At 42.0% G+C, this 17685-nt stretch carries 14 protein-coding genes; all 14 read right to left on the bottom strand.

Annotation, left to right across the window (positions count from 1 at the left end):
- Positions 1–18: 18 nt before the first annotated feature.
- Positions 19–978, bottom strand: a complete 960-nt coding sequence (locus V3595_RS12750) for a polysaccharide deacetylase family protein (protein ID WP_352921399.1) — start codon at positions 976–978, stop codon at positions 19–21.
- Between the two features lie 157 nt (positions 979–1135).
- Complete coding sequence (gene pnp, locus V3595_RS12745) at positions 1136–3253, bottom strand: polyribonucleotide nucleotidyltransferase (protein WP_485907504.1); 2118 nt, start codon at positions 3251–3253, stop codon at positions 1136–1138.
- Positions 3254–3572: 319 nt separating this feature from the next.
- Positions 3573–3842: a 30S ribosomal protein S15 gene (gene rpsO / locus V3595_RS12740; protein WP_053345367.1), complete on the bottom strand. Its 270-nt coding sequence runs from the start codon at positions 3840–3842 to the stop codon at positions 3573–3575.
- 135 nt (positions 3843–3977) lie between these two features.
- On the bottom strand, positions 3978–4928 hold the full coding sequence (ribF, locus tag V3595_RS12735; protein ID WP_485907502.1) for a bifunctional riboflavin kinase/FAD synthetase: 951 nt from the start codon (positions 4926–4928) through the stop codon (positions 3978–3980).
- A 33-nt stretch (positions 4929–4961) separates the two neighbouring features.
- Positions 4962–5882, bottom strand: a complete 921-nt coding sequence (gene truB, locus V3595_RS12730; RefSeq protein WP_350302028.1) for a tRNA pseudouridine(55) synthase TruB — start codon at positions 5880–5882, stop codon at positions 4962–4964.
- A 169-nt stretch (positions 5883–6051) separates the two neighbouring features.
- Positions 6052–6411, bottom strand: a complete 360-nt coding sequence (gene rbfA, locus V3595_RS12725) for a 30S ribosome-binding factor RbfA (RefSeq protein WP_101224680.1) — start codon at positions 6409–6411, stop codon at positions 6052–6054.
- A gap of 17 nt (positions 6412–6428) precedes the next feature.
- Positions 6429–6710, bottom strand: a complete 282-nt coding sequence (locus V3595_RS12720) for a DUF503 domain-containing protein (protein WP_057913375.1) — start codon at positions 6708–6710, stop codon at positions 6429–6431.
- Complete coding sequence (infB, locus tag V3595_RS12715) at positions 6707–8857, bottom strand: translation initiation factor IF-2 (protein ID WP_101224678.1); 2151 nt, start codon at positions 8855–8857, stop codon at positions 6707–6709. Before infB ends, V3595_RS12720 begins: the two co-directional genes overlap by 4 nt.
- Positions 8858–8876: 19 nt before the next feature.
- A complete protein-coding gene (locus tag V3595_RS12710; RefSeq protein WP_034313614.1) occupies positions 8877–9182 on the bottom strand; it encodes a YlxQ family RNA-binding protein in 306 nt (101 codons plus the stop codon).
- A 4-nt stretch (positions 9183–9186) separates the two neighbouring features.
- Positions 9187–9462, bottom strand: a complete 276-nt coding sequence (rnpM, locus tag V3595_RS12705; RefSeq protein WP_061462443.1) for an RNase P modulator RnpM — start codon at positions 9460–9462, stop codon at positions 9187–9189.
- A 16-nt stretch (positions 9463–9478) separates the two neighbouring features.
- Complete coding sequence (gene nusA, locus V3595_RS12700; protein WP_076366463.1) at positions 9479–10609, bottom strand: transcription termination factor NusA; 1131 nt, start codon at positions 10607–10609, stop codon at positions 9479–9481.
- Positions 10610–10652: 43 nt separating this feature from the next.
- A complete protein-coding gene (gene rimP, locus V3595_RS12695; RefSeq protein WP_048684765.1) occupies positions 10653–11126 on the bottom strand; it encodes a ribosome maturation factor RimP in 474 nt (157 codons plus the stop codon).
- A gap of 193 nt (positions 11127–11319) precedes the next feature.
- Positions 11320–15642, bottom strand: coding sequence for a PolC-type DNA polymerase III (locus V3595_RS12690; RefSeq protein ID WP_485907499.1), 4323 nt, complete (start codon positions 15640–15642; stop codon positions 11320–11322).
- Positions 15643–15807: 165 nt separating this feature from the next.
- Positions 15808–17508, bottom strand: a complete 1701-nt coding sequence (locus V3595_RS12685) for a proline--tRNA ligase (protein ID WP_485907497.1) — start codon at positions 17506–17508, stop codon at positions 15808–15810.
- Positions 17509–17685 lie beyond the last annotated feature (177 nt).

Raw genomic sequence — 17685 nt, 5'->3', positions numbered from 1 at the left:
GCTATCTTAACCAATACATTATGGATTCGATCGCTCTTCATCTACTGCTTCCGAAACGGTAACAACATCTAAGTCTTTCTTTTTTATTTCAATTATTAACGTTTCCAATGATTTTGCAGTAGATTCTGTCGGATGCATCAATATAAATGCTCCTGGGTGTACCTTAGAAAGCACTCTTTGTTGAAGGACTTCAGGGCTTGGCTTTTGCCAGTCGATCGTATCCACACTCCACATGACGGTCTCCATACCGAAAGAATCCGCGATTTTCACCGTTTCGTCCCGGTAGCTTCCACTTGGTGGTGCGAACCATTTCATTTTCAAACCCGTCACCGCTTCAATGACTTCGTTCGTTTTTCGAATTTCCTCACGTGTAGCTTGTGCGGAGATGTTTTTCATATCGGGATGTGAATAAGAATGATTTCCAATTTCATGTCCGCCACCCTTAATCATTTTGGCCAAATCTGGGTTTTTCTTGGTCCAATTGCCTTCTAGGAAAAAAGTGGCCTTGACATTATACTTTTTTAACACGGCCAACATATCTTGTAAGTATTCATTCCCCCAGGCCACATTGATTAAAAATGAAACGACTGGCTTTTCGGGATGGGCCCGGTAAATCGGAGCCGGATCCAGATCCTCCATATGTATCTTCGCAGGAACCTGCTGAAACACCAGCTTATCCTTATCGAACACGCCCTCCTTCTTCATGGCTTTATACGAATCATCAATATTTACCTTCAGGCCGTTATATGCAGGAACGGTTTTCCAGACAGAATCTATTCGTGCATCCTGTGGTGCAATCTCATATTTTTTTGTTGATTCTTTTATTTGTAAAAGAAGCTCGTCTTCTTGCTTCATTGAAGCAACTGAATCATCGGTTAATTGGGTCAAATAAATTTGTGTATATGGATTTTGCACTAATAACCATGATATACCTGCAATGGCACTTATCGCAACTATCTGCTTCCATTTATTATTCATTTTTTACGCCCCCTTCATACCAAAATGTATGAAGAAAACGGACAAGGTAGAACTTGACATCCTTTTAACGCCATTCATACTATGGATATTTCCATACTTTTAAACAAAAAAAGCATGCAGATTCACAAGGAACCGCATGCCGGATTTTCATTTTTCATTACGATTGAGAAGGGTTGGCTGCCTCTTTTTGCTCTTTCAAGACCGCTTTACGGGAAAGGTTTACCCTTCCTTGCTTATCGATCTCAGTAACTTTGACCAATAATTCATCGCCAAGTGAAACGACATCTTCCACTTTTCCGACTCTTTCTTCAGCCAGTTCAGAAATATGTACCAAACCGTCTTTACCGTTGAAGATTTCAACGAAGGCACCGAACTTTTCGATACGTTTAACTTTACCTAAGTATAGTTCGCCCACTACGACTTCACGTACGATATCCTCAATGATTTTCTTCGCTTTTTGAATCATTGGTTCATCAGTAGAAGATATGAATACCGTTCCATCTTGTTCGATGTCGATTTTCACGCCAGTTTCTTCAATGATTTTGTTGATATGTTTTCCGCTCGGTCCAATCACATCACGGATCTTATCCGGATTTATGGACATTGTAACGATTTTTGGAGCATATTTGGATAACTGCTCACGCGGTTGATTGATTGTTGACATCATTGATTCCAAAATATGCATCCGGCCATGTTTGGCTTGAAGTAAAGCTTCTTCAAGGATTTCTCTTGAAAGACCCTCAATCTTAATATCCATTTGTAGGGCAGTAACACCTTTTGAAGTACCTGCGACTTTAAAGTCCATGTCTCCCAGATGGTCTTCCATGCCTTGAATATCCGTTAAGATTGTATAGTGCTCACCTGATTTGACAAGACCCATGGCAATACCGGCAACTGGAGCTTTCAATGGAACACCTGCATCCATCATTGCCAACGTGCTTGCACAGATACTTGCTTGTGATGTTGAACCGTTTGATTCAAGCACTTCAGAAACAAGTCTGATTGTATAAGGGAAGTCTTTATCGTTTGGAATAACAGGCTCCAATGCCCTTTCACCAAGTGCACCATGACCGATCTCACGGCGTCCTGCCCCACGGATAGGGCCAGTTTCACCGACACTGAAATGCGGGAAGTTATAGTGGTGCATAAAACGTTTTGACTCTTCGGTCCCAAGTCCGTCCAGAATCTGCACATCACCAAGTGCACCTAATGTACAGATGGATAGAGCTTGGGTTTGTCCGCGTGTGAACAATCCGGAACCATGTGTACGTGGCAGAATGGTAACTTCTGATGATAATGGTCTGATTTCGTCAGGATTACGGCCATCCGGACGCACTTTTTCTTCCGTGATTAAACGGCGGACTTCGGATTTGACCAATTTATTCAGGATTTCTTTGATTTGCTTTAATTTTTCTTCATCAGTTTCTTCTGCATAATGACCCAATACACGATCTTTTACTTCTTTGATCGCGTCTTCACGAGCATGTTTTTCCTGAACTTGTACAGCTTTGTTCAAGTCTGCTTCACATAGGCCTTTCACTTCTGCTTCCAGTTCTGCATCCACTTGATATAAAGTGACCTGCATTTTTTCCTTGCCGATTTCAGCAACGATTTTCTCTTGGAATGCAATGATCTTCTTGATTTCATCATGTCCAAACATGATTGCTTCAAGCATCGTTTCCTCTGGTACTTCATTTGCTCCGGCTTCAACCATGTTGATAGCATCTTTAGTGCCGGCAACCGTCAGATTGATGTCACTTTTAGCTAGTTGGTCGACAGTAGGGTTAATAATGAATTCATTATTGATCCTCCCCACTACAACTCCGGCAATTGGACCTTCGAACGGAATATCGGAAACTGAAAGTGCAAGTGAAGAACCTAGCATAGCTGCCATTTCCGTAGAGCAATCTTGATCGACACTCATGACCATGCTGATGATCTGAACATCATTCCTGAAGCCATCGGCGAAAAGCGGACGGATTGGACGGTCAATCAAGCGGCTTGCAAGAATTGCCCTTTCACTCGGTCGTCCTTCACGTTTAATGAAGCCTCCCGGAATTTTACCGACTGCATAAAGTCTTTCTTCGTAGTTGACTGTCAAAGGGAAAAAGTCGACATTTCTAGGTTCCTTCGAAGCCGTTGCTGTACTTAATACAGCAGTTTCTCCATAACGGACTAAAACTGCCCCGTTCGCTTGTTTGGCCAATTGCCCTATCTCTACCGTTACATTACGGCCGGCCCAGTCAAATGAATACGTATGTTTTTCCTGTCCCATTTATTAAACCCCTCTCTGAATCTTCACTTAGAGGCTTAGTTTACCTAAACCTTTATTGGATAAATCATTTATATGTGAAAAGTAACTGAACTCGAGTTAAAACCAAACTATTCCTATTATGCACGAAAAAAACAAGCATTAACAGTAAAATGAATAAAAATTTCATTCATTTGATTATGTATATCCCGATCATTTATAAATGGAAAAGGACCCGGCTCCTGCCGAGTCCCAAGGACGAAGGCCCAGCCTTAAGTAGAATACGTCCAAATCATTTGATTAACATCAAAAAAGCGGGAAATTTCCCGCCTTCCTGAAAAAATTATCTACGTAGACCTAATTTGTTAATTAGTGTACGGTAACGAGTAACGTCTTTGTTACGTAGGTAAGTTAAAAGGTTACGACGTTTACCTACCATTTTTAGAAGACCGCGACGTGAATGGTGGTCTTTTTTGTGTGTGCGTAAGTGACCGTTCAAGTTGTTGATTTCTTCTGTTAATACTGCGATTTGAACTTCTGGAGAACCAGTGTCAGTATCGTGAGTTCTGAACTCAGCGATAAGTTCGTTTTTGCGTACTTGTGTAATTGCCATGTTATTATTCCTCCTAAAATTCTGTAAAATCACCTATTACCGAGCCAGCGTCGGAGTCTCGACTAGCCAAGCAATGGTTATTTTCATACATACAATAGAATACATGTTTTTCATTAAAATTGCAAGTCTTGTCTTTTATCCTTCAAGCTTTGCAAAATAGGCTATGGCATTTTGCTTATCCGTTTCGATCTGAGCAACCAATGCTTCAAGTCCGGAAAATTTCTGCTCACTCCGAAGTCTTGTATGCCATTCAACCGAGACCTGGTTGCCATAAATATCTCCCGAGAACTCCAAGGCATGAACCTCTACAGTCGGATATTTAGGTTTTTCTTCGTGGAATGTAGGTTTGTAGCCGACATTGCAAACCCCTTTATACCATTTACCGCTTATTTTGATCCTGACGGCATATACGCCTGCAGCAGGAAAAATATAATCATCACCCACTTCAATATTAGCGGTGGGGAAACCCAATTTCCTGCCCCGCTTTTCACCGTGAACGACATGACCTTTCGTTAAATAGCGGCGGCCAGCCAAATGATAAAAGTCGATAAAGCTGCCATTACCGAGAGTTTCCCTGATTCTTGTCGAGCTAACCTTTTCATCTTCAATTGTCTGTTTTGCGACGACTGTCTGTGAAAATCTGCCCTGTGCATAAACAGGCAAATCTTCCATCGATCCTTGACCATAGCGACCATACGAATAATCAAAGCCTGCAACTACGTGACGGACATTCAGCCCGGCAATGTATTCGTCAACGAACCGTTCCGGCAGTACCGAAGCAAACTCCTTGCTGAAATGGACAATGAATAAATAATCTATCTCCATCGACTCTATGATATCCACTTTATCTTCAAGTGGAGTGATATAGCGTATATTTTCCGTTTTCCTACCCAGTACTGCAGAAGGATGCGGGTCAAATGTCATTACTGCTGACTTAAGATTCATTTCATCGGCTTTTTGCTTGGCGGTCTGAATAACAATCTGATGACCTTTATGTATACCATCAAAAAATCCAAGCGCCATTACAAGCTCGGGAAAATCATCCGAATTAAATTGATGAGGATGCTCTATTGCGATCACTTTCACCTTTCAATCTCCTCTTTCCGGCGGTAAAACGGTCTATAATTCTTGTGCCAATACTTTTACAGGTTTAATTAATCCCTCTTTTGTCGGATGTATTTGATAAATGGCAATGGCCTTATCTGCAGGGTCGACCATAACAAAAGGCATCCCTTTATCAACAACAACATCCTTTGTTTGTTCCAATACCGCACCGTTAAGTACTTTCTTTGCTACTTTATCACTAATCTGAAATTTGGGCAAATGAAATAATCCCCGTTCCAAAGGCAGCAGAAATTTATCCGTTTGTCCACTTTCCATGAAGTCTTCCACTTCAGAAAATGTGAAACAATCCTCCTGCTTAAAACCTGCTGATTCAATACGTGTCAAGTCTGACATATGGGCAGGAAAACCCAATTCTTCCCCCATCATGACTGCAAGCGTCCGAATATATGTTCCTTTGCTGCATTTGACGCGAAACCGAAAAGAAATGGTTTCCCCTTTAAATTCAGAACGATCATCGAGAAGGGTAATATCATAAATGGTGACCTCCCTTGTCGGCCTCTCCACTTCAACCCCTGCACGGGCATATTCATATAACTTCTTCCCGTTTACCTTTACTGCTGAATACATTGGCGGCGTCTGTTCAATCTTTCCAGTCAGTGATTCCAGCACTTCCAGAATCCGTTTACGCTGAATCACTTGATCAACCTTTTTCTCTTCCACTTTTTCACCGCTTGCGTCTTCAGTTGTTGTGGAAAAACCAAGGGTAACTTCCCCTTCATACGCTTTACCGGCTTCTGTCAAATATTCGGCTATCTTGGTTGCCCTACCAATACAAATAGGTAAAACCCCTGTTACATCAGGATCTAGAGTACCTGTATGCCCAACCTTTTTTGTCTTTAGGATCTTTCTTAATTTAAAAACACAATCATGGGATGTCAATCCCTTGGGTTTCCATAATGGAAGAATACCGTTCACACTTTCACCTCATCATTTATAAAACACCCTAAATTACTATCATAAAGCAAAATGAATTCCAATTCCGATAGGTGTTTTTCGCTTTTTTACATATCCATTTTTCAAAAAAAAGAGACCGACTTCAAGAAGTGCAAAGCACTTATTGAGTCGGCCACCTTTTACTGCTTGCTTATTCCTCGTCTTTTTCAGCCGGTTTATTGATTTGGGAAATCAACGACTCGATACGATTACCATAATCGACCGATTCATCAAATTCAAAAAACAGCTCAGGGGTTTTGCGGAGGCGGATCCGCTGCCCAATTTCTGAACGCATGAATCCTTTCGCCTTAGCTAGACCTTGCAGGGTTTTCTCCCTTTGTTCCTGGTCACCCAAAACGGAAATATAAACTGTTGCCTGTTGTAAATCGCCTGTAACCGCGACATCCGTCACAGTAACAAATCCGATTCTTGGATCTTTAATTTTTCGGCCGATAATTTCACTCAGCTCTTTTTTCATTTGTTCGCCAACACGATTTGAACGAAGGCTCATAATATCACCTCGATAGCCTAAAGCCAGTCTATATCTGTTATTGTTCGCTCTAGTTCCGGAAAAGAATCTAGAAATTTAAGGGCATTTTGAAGTTCCCGTTCAGTAGCCTTCCTCGAGGATGTTACGGTAACGATAGTAATCTTTGTCCGCTGCCATAAATCCTGAAAATCGGTTTCTGCTACAGAAATATTGAACTTCTGCTTAAGCCGTGTCATGACACGCTGAAGCACGGCCCGTTTTTCTTTCAAAGAATGGGTGTCATGGATGATGCATTCACATTGGACAGAGCCAACGATCATTTACGTTCAATCTCTTCCATAACATACGCTTCAATTACATCGCCTTCTTTAAGGTCGTTGTAATTTTTAATCGTAATACCGCACTCATAGTTCGTTGCCACTTCTTTTACATCATCTTTAAAGCGTTTCAATGCATCAATTTCACCTTCGAAAATGACGACACCTTGACGAATTAAGCGAATTCCGCTGTCACGGGTAATTTTTCCTTCTGTAACGTAAGAACCGGCAATCGTACCCACCTTGGATACTTTGAAAGTCGTACGGACTTCAGCCTGACCGATAATTTTTTCTTCGAATTCAGGGTCAAGCATCCCTTTCATAGCCGACTCGATCTCTTCGATCGCTTTATAGATGATGCGGTGAAGGCGGACATCAACATTTTCTGATTCAGCTGCACGCTTCGCATTCACGTCAGGACGGACATTGAATCCGATGACGATTGCATTCGAAGCTGTAGCAAGGATGATGTCAGACTCTGTGATAGCACCGACGCCAGTGTGTATGATTTTCACTTTAGCGCCTTCCACTTCTATTTTATTCAGGGAAGCGGCTACTGCTTCCGCAGAACCTTGAACATCAGCCTTTAAAATGATGTTCAATTCTTTTATTTCCCCTTCTTTCATTTGCTCGAACAATGTATCTAGGGTTACACGGGATTTTTCATTACGTTGTGAAGCAAGTTGCCTTTGTGCACGCACTTCCCCAACTTGACGGGCCGTTTTCTCATCTTCAAAGACAATGAAACGATCGCCGGCCTGTGGCACTTCGTTCAATCCAGTGATTTCAACCGGTGTTGATGGACCTGCATCCTTAACACGGCGTCCAAGATCGTTAACCATAGCACGAACACGTCCGAATGTATTACCGATAACAATCGGATCGCCGATTTTCAACGTTCCGTTTTGAACTAGCAAAGTGGCAACCGATCCGCGCCCTTTATCCAAACGTGCTTCGATGACAGTTCCATTTGCTTTACGAGATGGATTAGCTTTATACTCTTCCACTTCACTGACAAGAAGAATCATTTCAAGCAAGCTGTCGATGCCTTCACCGTTTTTAGCTGAAATTGGTACGAAGATCGTGTCTCCGCCCCATGCTTCAGAAACTAAACCGTGTTCTGTCAATTCTTGCATGACACGGTCCGGATTGGCAGCTTCTTTATCCATCTTATTGACAGCGACGATAATTGGAACTTCTGCCGCTTTAGCATGGTTGATCGCTTCAATCGTTTGAGGCATAACGCCATCATCCGCAGCGACGACAAGGATAGTGATATCGGTAACTTGTGCACCGCGGGCACGCATTGTTGTAAAAGCAGCATGGCCTGGTGTATCCAGGAATGTTATTTTCTTATCGTTAACTTTAACTTGATAAGCACCGATATGCTGAGTGATTCCGCCCGCTTCGCCTTCAGTTACTTTTGTATGGCGTATAGAATCAAGCAATGTCGTTTTACCATGGTCAACGTGACCCATGATCGTCACGACAGCCGGACGTTCGATCAAATCTTCAGAAGCGTCCTCAGTGACAAGTGATTCCAGGTCTGTTAGGTCGATACGAATCTCTTCTTCGGCCACTACACCGTATTCCGCACATATCAATTCAATTGCATCTTTATCCAAAGTCTGGTTGATTGTTGCCATAACACCAAGCATAAAGAGCTTTTTAATGATTTCAGAAGGTTCACGGTGAAGTTTTTTTCCAAGTTCCATAACCGTCAAAGACTCATAAAACGTAATTTTCTCTGGAAGTTCCCTTTCTTTACGTTTTGTTACAGGTGCCTGAGGCGCTTGTTGTCTTTGTTTATTATTTTTATTCTTGTTATTGCGACCTTTGTTGAACTGACCTGTTGGTTTTTTCGTCCCTACAGGTTTAACTGGTGGTTTCTTCTTCAGTTTTTCTTTATTGACTGTGCTCTTTTCATCCGCTTCAGCTTCGTACTTCGCAACCGTAGCGTTAGCTTTTGGTTCTTGGCTTTTATCTTCGTTTTTAGGTTTGATTGAATCGTTTAATTTATTTACAGTTGAATCGTCTAATGCTGTCATATGGTTTGTTACCTCTATATTCATTTCTTTAAGTTTATTTATTACATCCTTGCTTGAAACGTTCTTTTGTTTTGCATATTCATATACACGCAATTTTGTCATACGTTCACCCCCGTAAAATTTAATCGAGCAGCGTTCGGAGTTTTTGTGCAAAACCTTCATCCAGAACTGCGACGGCAACTCTAGCATCCTTGCCTATCGCATGGCCGAGCAATGACCTGCTTTCGACTCTTTTTAAAGGAACCTGATAAAATGCGCACTTATCAGATATTTTTTTTTCAGTGTTTTTTGAAGCGTCCGCGGATAAAATAACAACTTTGGCATTACCGCTTCTAATCTCTTTAACCACTAATTCTTCACCCGAAATTAGCTTGCGTGCTCGATTGGCCAAACCTAATAGAGACATCCATTGTTGTTGTTGGGTCATGGTGTTAGTTTTTCTCCTTATTCACTAATTCAAGCAATTGTTCATAAAGGGAAGAATCGATTTGGGTACTAAGGTGATTAGCCAGCACATTTTTCTTTTTGGCCAGCTCGATAACATCCCGATCAAGAGTCAAATAAGCTCCCCTTCCAGATTTCTTTCCGGTAGGATCCAGGCTGACTTCCCCTTCTTTAGATCGAACGATGCGAATGAGTTCTTTCTTCGGCTTCATTTCGCCTGTAGCCACACATTTACGCATCGGGATTTTTTTTCGGCTATTCATCTTTTTTCACCTCGAATTACTCGTTATCCTCTTCGAAATCTGTTTCCTCTTCAGTAACATAACTATCTCTGCTCAAAAGGAATTCCTGTTCTTCCACAGGATAAATACCAGCTTCGCGGGCTTCCGTTTCACTCTTGATATCAATTTTCCAGCCTGTAAGCTTGGCAGCTAAACGGGCATTTTGTCCACGCTTACCAATTGCCAGGGAAAGTTGATAATCCGGAACGATTACAGTCGTCGCCTTTTCCTCTTCTTTAACAATAACTTCAAGTACTTTTGAAGGGCTTAAAGCATTCGCAACGAAAATGACCGGATTCTCCGACCATTTAACGATATCGATTTTTTCACCTTTCAATTCATTGACGATAGCCTGGACACGCTGTCCTTTTTGGCCTACACAAGAACCGACTGGATCTACTTCTTCGTTATCGGAGTGCACGGAGATTTTTGAACGGTCGCCTGCTTCGCGGGCAACTGACTTAATTTCTACTGTACCATCAAAAATTTCAGGCACTTCAATTTCGAATAAACGTTTTAAAAGACCAGGATGTGAACGGGATACAAAAATTTGCGGGCCCTTGGAAGTCTTTTCAACTTTAGTGATGAAAACTTTAATGCGATCATGTGGCTTATACTGTTCATTCGGCATTTGCTCATTCACCGGGAGCAAAGCTTCGATTTTACCTAGGCTCACATAAATGAATCGGGAATCCTGGCGTTGAACGATGCCAGTCATGATATCCTCTTCACGATCGATGAATTCGGCATAAATGATGCCCCGTTCCGCTTCACGCACCCTTTGAGTGACGACTTGTTTTGCTGTTTGTGCAGCAATACGGCCGAAATCCTTAGGTGTTACTTCCATTTCGACAATATCCTCTAACTGATAGTTGGGATCAATTGCTCTTGCTTCTTCAACAGAAATTTCCAGACGTGAATCGAACACTTCGTCAACAACGTCTTTTCTGGCAAATACACGCATAGTTCCTTTACCAAGATTCAAGTCGATACGTACATTTTGTGCTTGGTTAAAGTTACGGCGATATGCCGATATAAGGGCAGATTCAATCGCGTCGATCAAAACCTCCCTGGAAATTCCTTTTTCGTTTTCTAAAATATAGAGAGCATCCAATAACTCATTGCCCATGGTGATCCCCCTTACGGATATTTAAATTAATGATTTGCTTGACTTAAGCGAAGGTAATCGCCAATCTTGCTTTCGCTACCTTTTCGAATGGTATGACGATCGTTTTCTTTCTTGTCTTGATTCTGACTTCGAGTGTCACTTCTTCACCATCGAAACTGGTTAAGATTCCTTCGAATTCTTTTTCATCTAAAATGGGCTCGTATGTTTTTATGTAAACATTTTTACCGATAGCATTAAGGAAATCCTTCTCTTTTTTCAGAGGCCTTTCAGCTCCGGGTGATGAAACTTCGAGAAAATAATTTTGTGGAATCGGATCAACCTCATCAAGCTTTTCACTGAGTTTTTCACTCACATTTCCGCAATCATCAATATCTACGCCTGTTTCTTTATCAATGTACACTCGAAGGAACCAGCTTTTACCTTCCTTCACATACTCCACTTCGACTAATTCAAGCTGCAATTCTTCAAGAATTGGTAATGCTAATTCCTCTACGACTTCCGTTACCTTTTTACTCATTTGTTTCCTCCATACGTGCGTTGTATGCGCTTGGTTTCGGATTCAAAATTAAATGGTCAATACAACACGAAAGAGTGGGTTTCCCCACTCTTTCCATTGGTTCCTCTTAGTATTTCCAATAAAAATATACCATAATCAAGATATTTATGCAAATATCATGTCTGTTTCTTCCTTTTTGAAATCAGTTTCCCCTTTAAAATAATGATAACTGATTTTGTTCAGGCAATGATTCCAGACAGCCTTGTTTATCAAGGTATTCAAGGATGGTCTTCGAAACCTTCCCACGTTGCTGAAGGTCTTCTTTGGAGAGGAATTCACCATTTTTCCGTGCATTGACAATATTGATCGCAGCATTCGTCCCAAGACCCGGTATCGAATTGAAAGGAGGTATCAAAGTATTTCCTTCAATTAAGAATTGATCTGCACTGGATTTGTACAAGTCAACTTTAGCGAAGGAATATCCGCGTTCACACATTTCCAAAGCAAGTTCGAGAACCGTCAATGTATTCTTTTCCTTGGTGGATGCATCCAATCCCTTTACCATGATTTCTTCCATTTTTGATTTGATGGCCTGCGATCCCCGTGTCATGGCGTCGATTTCAAAATCATCAGCACGCACTGTGAAATAGGCTGCATAATACAATAAAGGCAGATGGACTTTAAAATAGGCAATCCGGACAGCCATTAAGACGTAAGCTGCAGCATGGGCTTTCGGGAACATGTATTTAATCTTCTTACATGAATCGATATACCATTCGGGTACCTCATTTTTCCTCATTTCCTCTTCGAATTCCTCAGAGAGCCCTTTCCCTTTACGTACAGATTCCATGATTTTAAACGCCAGGGAAGGATCAAGACCTTGATAAATCAGATAGACCATAATATCATCCCGGCAGCCTATAACCTCACTTAGTGTACATATCCGGTTGTGAATCAGTTCCTGCGCATTGCTCAGCCATACATCCGTACCGTGGGAAAGCCCCGAAATCTGAACAAGCTCGGAAAATGTCGTAGGTTTCGTATCTTCAAGCATTTGCCGGACAAAACGCGTACCAAATTCCGGGATGCCAAGCGTACCCGTTTTACACATGATCTGTTCTTCGGTAACTCCTAAAGATTCAGTGCTGCTGAATATTTTCATTACTTCTGGATCATCGGTAGGAACGGTCTTTGGATCGATGCCGCTTAAATCTTGAAGCATCCGGATTACAGTCGGATCATCGTGTCCAAGTATATCAAGTTTCAAAATATTATCGTGAATGGAATGGAAATCAAAGTGAGTAGTTTTCCACTCGGAATTCCTGTCATCCGCAGGGAACTGAATAGGTGTGAAATCATAGATATCCATATAATCCGGAACAACGATGATTCCGCCCGGATGCTGTCCTGTCGTCCGTTTCACACCAGTACAGCCGGCAACAAGGCGATCAGTCTCGGCTCCACGCATATGGATGTTATTATCAGAGGAATACCCTTTTACATATCCATAAGCCGTTTTTTCAGCGACCGTACCAATCGTTCCGGCACGATATACATATTCTTCACCGAATAAGACCTTCGTATAGTTATGGGCCTTCGGCTGATATTCACCTGAGAAGTTCAAGTCAATATCCGGAACCTTATCCCCTTTAAATCCAAGGAAAGTTTCAAATGGGATATCATGCCCGTCTTTTGTATAAGCGATGCCACAATCGGGACAGTCTTTATCGGGCAGGTCAAACCCGGAACCTACAGAACCGTCATTGAAGAATTCGGATTTCTTGCACTCAGGACATACATAATGCGGCGGAAGAGGGTTCACCTCTGTAATTTCAGTCATGGTGGCAACGAAAGATGATCCAACCGATCCCCTTGAGCCAACTAGATAACCATCATTCAATGATTTTTTAACAAGCTTGTGAGAAATTAAATAAATAACGGCAAAACCGTGGCCGATGATGCTTTTCAATTCTTTCTCAAGACGGGCTTCCACGATTTCCGGCAGGTTTTCTCCATAAATCTTCCTTGCCATGCCATAACTCATTTCACGCATCTCTTCATCTGCACCTTCAATTTTAGGTGTGTATAACTCATCCTTGATTGGCTTGATTTCTTCAATCATATCAGCGATTTTATTCGTGTTGGTTACCACGACCTCTTTGGCTTTCTCGGAACCGAGGAAGGAAAATTCCCGCAGCATTTCATCTGTTGTCCGAAAATGTACGTCAGGAAGCTTATGACGATTCAGCGGGTTTGCGCCGCCTTGTGAATTCACAAGGATTTTACGGTAAATTTTATCATTTGGATCCAAATAATGCACATTTCCCGTGGCTACGACTGGCTTGTCCAGCTTTTCACCAAGCTTGACGATATTGGAGATGATCGTTTCTAATGATTTATCATCCCGTACATATTCAAGCTCAATCAAATGCTGATACACTTCCTTCGGATGGATTTCAAGATAATCGTAGAATTCGGCGATATCGACGACTTCCTCAAAGCCCTTCTGCATCATCCCTTCAAAAACTTCCCCTTTATCACATCCCGATCCGACCAGGATTCCTTCACGATACTTTTTAAGTTGTGAGCGCGGTAATCGCGGCACACGATAGAAATAATCGATGTGTGATATTGAAATTAATTTAAAAAGGTTTTTTAAGCCAGCCTGTGTTTGCGCGATCAACGTACAATGGGACGGCCGGGAACGCTGGTAAGCATTTCCTTTACCCATATTGTCATTAAGTTGATCATGATGGGTAATCTCCTTTTCCATTGCATCCTTCAGCATCTTCAGCATAAGGTACCCTGTAGCTTCGGCGTCATAAATGGCCCTATGATGCTGGGTCAAATCAATATCGAACTTTTTACATAATGTATTTAACCGGTGATTTTTAAACTCCGGATATAAGAAACGGGCAAGCTCCAATGTATCAAGCACAGGATTGGAAGCTTTAGGATAACCCAAGTTTTTATAACCTATATTCAAAAACCCCATATCGAAGGCTGCGTTGTGGGCAACCAGGATCGCATCGCCCGCCCAGTCCTTGAACTTTTCCAGCACTTCCGAGACTTCTGGAGCATTTTCTACAAGATCATCAGTGATTCCAGTCAATTCTATCGTCGTATTGGATAATGGGTGATGCGGATTAGCAAATGACTCGAATCGATCAATGATGTCACCGTCACGGATTTTCACTGCAGCAAATTCAATGATCGTATCATAAACGGCTGACAGACCCGTCGTCTCTACGTCAAACACAACATAGGTGGCATCTGCCAAAGCGATATGCGCCTCATTATAAACGATGGGTACACCATCATTTACAAGATTCACTTCGACGCCATAAAGGATTTTGATACCATTCTTTTTCCCGGCACTATAAGCTTCAGGGAATGATTGTGCTCCCGCATGATCTGTAATGGCAACAGCCTTATGCCCCCACTTTGCAGCCTGGGCAACAAGCGCTGAAGTAGGTGTCACTGCATCCATCGAGCTCATTGGGGTATGCATATGCAGTTCTACACGCTTTTCTCCTTCTGGGGCCTTATCCTGCCGTCCTTGTTTAGAAATTTCATTAATATCATTTGCGATCATTACAAGGTCACGTACGAATGTATCATTTTGGATGCTGCCTTGGGCACGTACCCACATCCCTTTTTTCACGCGGGCAAGTATGGCAGCATCTTCTTTATCACGCGAAAACATTTTGACCAATATCGAGCTCGTATAATCCGTGACTTTAAATGTCAACAGGCTTCGTCCGCTTCGCAACTCACGCACTTCTGCATCAAATACGAAGCCTTCGATAGCAATCCTGCGCTCTTCATCGATAATTTGTTCGATTCTGCGGAAATCCGCATCTTCTTTAATCGTATAGCCAATTTTAACCGGTCCTTCGTAGACGCCATCGTCGCCGCCTTTTTCCGATTCTTTCTTCTGCATTTCCACTAGCGCAGCAAGTCCTTTTTCCGCGTCTTCCTTTTGTTTCTCTTCCAAAAACTTTTGGTAATCAGGATTCGACACCGTTTCCTTCACTTCCGCTTCAAGTGTCAACGGAGGAAAACCGAATGTTTGGTAGATATTTGAAATGATGCCGGAGTATTTTCGTTTCAGCTGACCAGCTTCCGTATCATTTCGGGCGCTTACGATAAGCTTATATCCATTCACCGTTGGCACTTGTTCATTCAGGAGCGATAACAGTGCTGGAGACATGCCTTCAAGCTCGCCAATGCAGTTTTTCCAATACTCTTTTACCAATTGTTCGGTCACTTGCGGATTGGCCACATTCAAGTTGAATGTGACCTTTGCAATATGGGAAAACGTACTTGCTAGATGAGTAGCAAGTCTTGTATGAACACTGCAAGGAATCAATGCAGGTATATTAAAGACAAAATGCCATGTTTTGGACTCCCTCTCGATTGAGAGTTTATCAATTTCGGCACCTATGAAATAATTCACAAAGGCATCCTCGGTCAAGTCCATTTGCTGGAGCAAGAGTTGAAATCTCTCTCTACCGCTATTTGGATTTTGATCCATTCCCTCTCTCCCCTATCTACTATCTCTTTAGATATTATTCACTATCATTTTCGTTTTGATATCAGAGGCTATTATAACATATCATGAATGTTTCACTAGTATCCAAATCCATGAAAAGGAAAGGCATCATCCAATTGAATGATGCCTAGTTCCCCCATTTTTAAATTATCCCAGTATTTCGTGAAGCTTTTGAGTTAGTTCAGCTCTTTCAAGTTCAAGAACCTCACCCGTTTTGCGGATTTTCACTTCGACAATTCCGTCGGATGCCTTTTTACCAACAGTCACCCTGACAGGAAGACCGATCAAGTCGGAGTCTGCGAATTTTACGCCCGCACGTTCTTGACGATCATCCATTAGAACTTCCATGCCTTGTGCCTTTAAATCTTTATATAAATCTTCTGCCAGGGCAGCCTGAGCCTCATCCTTCATATTGATTGGAATCAAATGGACTTGGTATGGCGCTAAATTCTCTGGCCAGACCAATCCTTTTTCATCGTTGAATTGTTCAGCGACAGCTGCAAGTGTACGGGAAACCCCAATACCATAACATCCCATGATCATTGGCTGCGACCGTCCATTCTCATCCAGGAATGTCGCATTCATTGCTTCGGAATATTTTGTTCCTAGTTTGAATACGTGGCCTACCTCAATCCCTTTGGCAAATTTAATTTTTCCGTTTCCGTCGGGTGATGGGTCACCCTCTTGGATGAAACGAAGATCTATATAATTGGCCACGTTAAAATCACGAGCGGGATTCACGTTCACATAATGGTGGTCTTCCTCATTTGCACCACAAACTCCATTAACCATGGCTTCGACGGCAAGATCCGCAATCACTTCCACTTCAGAAGTGACATTTATTGGTCCAAGAGATCCAATTGCACATCCCAAGATTTCCTTCGTCTCATTTGGATCGACCAAATCAACGATTGAAGCGTTATAGAAATTCTTCAGCTTGATATCATTGACTTCATGATCTCCTCGTACCAAAACTAGCACATACTTTTCATCCACTTTAAACAATAATGATTTTATTAGTTTCGCTGCATCAGTATTCAGGAATGACGAAACTTCTTCTATCGATTTTTGACCTGGTGTATGAATTTTTTCAAGTGCAATTTGTTCTTCGGAGCTTTTTTCATATTTTACATTCACAGGTGCCATTTCAATATTGGCTGCATAATCGGAAGTATCCGAATAAGCGATGGTATCCTCCCCTATTTCAGACAGGACCATGAATTCATGTGTATCCTTACCACCCATCGCCCCAGAATCGGCAATGACGGCACGGAAGTTCAACCCACAACGGCTAAATATATTCGAATATGCCGCATATAAATTTTTATAAACAGCATCCAGGCTTTCTTGATTGGCATGGAAAGAATAAGCATCCTTCATGATGAACTCACGTCCACGCAGCAATCCGAAACGCGGTCTTTTTTCATCACGGAATTTGGTTTGGATTTGGTAAACCGTTAATGGAAGACGCTTATAGGACTTCACCTCATCACGAACTAAGCTGGTTATAACTTCTTCATGTGTGGCACCAAGCGCAAATTCACGGTTGTTGCGATCCTTAAGCCGCATCAATTCTGGACCATAGGTATACCAGCGTCCAGATTCCTGCCAGAATTCGGCTTGTTGTAAAGCCGGCATCAACAATTCTACTGCACCAGCATTTTCCAGCTCTTCCCGAACGATCGCCTCAACCTTTTGAAGCACCTTTTTTCCAAGCGGCATAAAACTATAAACACCGCTGGAGTTTTGTCTCATAAATCCTGCACGTAATAGCAGCTGATGGCTTTTGATTTCAGCATCTGCAGGCACTTCCCTCAATGTAGGGATCAACGTCATACTTTGTTTCATATCTGCACCTCTTCAATATTTCCTTTAAATTACTTGCAGCTACGGTAAATTTAATCCCGCAACATTAATACGGTCATTTCATACAAAAAAGACTTTCCGCGTTATTCAGAAAAGCTAATTTAATATACTCATTCTCGATTATACTTACGATTTCCCTAGAAAACAAACAATTTCCCC

Source organism: Bacillus sp. CFBP9009, from assembly GCF_036541465.1.
Lineage (GTDB): Bacteria > Bacillota > Bacilli > Bacillales > DSM-1321 > Peribacillus.
This window is presented reverse-complemented; position numbering and strand designations above follow the sequence as displayed.

Excerpts from the sequence above, each read along its gene's own strand:
- V3595_RS12750 (WP_352921399.1), bottom strand. The coding sequence starts at position 978 with ATGAATAATAAATGGAAGCAGATAGTTGCGATAAGTGCCATTGCAGGT.
- pnp (WP_485907504.1), bottom strand. The coding sequence starts at position 3,253 with ATGGGACAGGAAAAACATACGTATTCATTTGACTGGGCCGGCCGTAAT.
- rpsO (WP_053345367.1), bottom strand. The coding sequence starts at position 3,842 with ATGGCAATTACACAAGTACGCAAAAACGAACTTATCGCTGAGTTCAGA.
- rbfA (WP_101224680.1), bottom strand. The coding sequence starts at position 6,411 with ATGAGCCTTCGTTCAAATCGTGTTGGCGAACAAATGAAAAAAGAGCTG.
- V3595_RS12720 (WP_057913375.1), bottom strand. The coding sequence starts at position 6,710 with ATGATCGTTGGCTCTGTCCAATGTGAATGCATCATCCATGACACCCAT.
- infB (WP_101224678.1), bottom strand. The coding sequence starts at position 8,857 with ATGACAAAATTGCGTGTATATGAATATGCAAAACAAAAGAACGTTTCA.
- V3595_RS12710 (WP_034313614.1), bottom strand. The coding sequence starts at position 9,182 with ATGACCCAACAACAACAATGGATGTCTCTATTAGGTTTGGCCAATCGA.
- rnpM (WP_061462443.1), bottom strand. The coding sequence starts at position 9,462 with ATGAATAGCCGAAAAAAAATCCCGATGCGTAAATGTGTGGCTACAGGC.
- nusA (WP_076366463.1), bottom strand. The coding sequence starts at position 10,609 with ATGGGCAATGAGTTATTGGATGCTCTCTATATTTTAGAAAACGAAAAA.
- rimP (WP_048684765.1), bottom strand. The coding sequence starts at position 11,126 with ATGAGTAAAAAGGTAACGGAAGTCGTAGAGGAATTAGCATTACCAATT.
- V3595_RS12690 (WP_485907499.1), bottom strand. The coding sequence starts at position 15,642 with ATGGATCAAAATCCAAATAGCGGTAGAGAGAGATTTCAACTCTTGCTC.
- V3595_RS12685 (WP_485907497.1), bottom strand. The coding sequence starts at position 17,508 with ATGAAACAAAGTATGACGTTGATCCCTACATTGAGGGAAGTGCCTGCA.